Source organism: Streptomyces zagrosensis, from assembly GCF_014203645.1.
Lineage (GTDB): Bacteria > Actinomycetota > Actinomycetes > Streptomycetales > Streptomycetaceae > Streptomyces > Streptomyces zagrosensis.
Window position 1 is genome coordinate 1 of record NZ_JACHJL010000064.1, and the last position, 1,198, is coordinate 1,198.

The window sequence follows — 1,198 nt, forward strand, 5'->3', positions numbered from 1 at the left end:
CTAGTGTGCTGCGCCAGAAATGGCGGCTCGAAGTCAGTAGGCTGTTTTCATGACGTCTCGGGGTCCTCGTGCTGTGGAAGTCGTGCTGTCCGTCGAGGAGCGTGCGAAGTTGGCACGTTGGGCGGACGGCGCGGTCTCGGCTCGCGTGGCGGAGCGGGCCCGGATCATCCTGGCCTGTGCGGACGGGGCGTCGAACACCACTGTGGCAGAGGGCTTCGGGGTGTCCACGGAGACGGTGCGCAAGTGGCGCTCGCGGTTCGTGGACCGGCGGATGGCGGGCCTGGTGGACGAGCCCCGGTCGGGTCGGCGTAAGCCGGAGTTGGTGCTCTTCGAGGCCGAGTATGCGGAGCTCACGCGTTGGGCGAGGCGGGCGAAGACCGCACAGTTTCTGGCGCTGCGGGCGAGGATCGTGCTGCGGTGCGCGGAAGGCGGGACAAACAAGGAGATCGCCGCCGAACTCGGCGTATCGCACGGAACGGTGAACCGCTGGCGGGCCCGGTTCATCACCAAACGCCTCGACGGCCTGTCCGACGAGCCCCGGGTGGGCCGGCCGCCCTCGATCCTGCTGGATCAGGTCGAGGACGTCATCGTGGCGACCTTGGAGTCCACTCCGGGCAAGGACACGCACTGGTCGCGGGCCTCGATGGCCCAGCGCACGGGCCTGTCGAAGTCCACGATCGGGCGGATCTGGAAAAAGTCCGACCTCAAGCCGCACCTGCAGGATGCCTTCAAGCTTTCCACCGACCCGCAGTTCGTCGCCAAGGTCATCGACGTCGTCGGCCTGTACCACCACCCGCCCGAGAAGGCGGTGGTGCTGTGCGTGGACGAGAAGAGCCAGATCCAGGCGCTGGACCGCTCCCAGCCCGTACTGCCGATGATGCCGGGCATGCCCGAACGGCGCACCCACGACTACTACCGGCACGGCATCACCAGCCTGTTCGCCGCGTTCAACGTCGCCGACGGCACTGTCATATCGGAACTGCACCGACGCCACCGGGCCATCGAGTTCAAGAAGTTCCTCACCCGGATCGACAAGGCCGTGCCCGCCGGACTCGACGTCCACCTGGTCTGTGACAACTACGCCACCCACAACACCCCCGAGATCAAGACGTGGCTGGGCAAACACCCCCGCTTCCATGTCCACTTCACCCCCACCGGCTCCTCCTGGATGAACCAGGTCGAGCGGTGGTTCGGCCTG

At 66.8% G+C, this 1,198-nt stretch carries 1 protein-coding gene; it reads left to right on the forward strand.

Annotated features, from left to right (window positions below):
* Positions 1–49 precede the first annotated feature (49 nt).
* Positions 50–1,198 (forward strand): IS630 family transposase (locus tag FHS42_RS36025; RefSeq protein WP_184580591.1); only part of this gene is annotated, 1,149 nt, incomplete at its 3' end.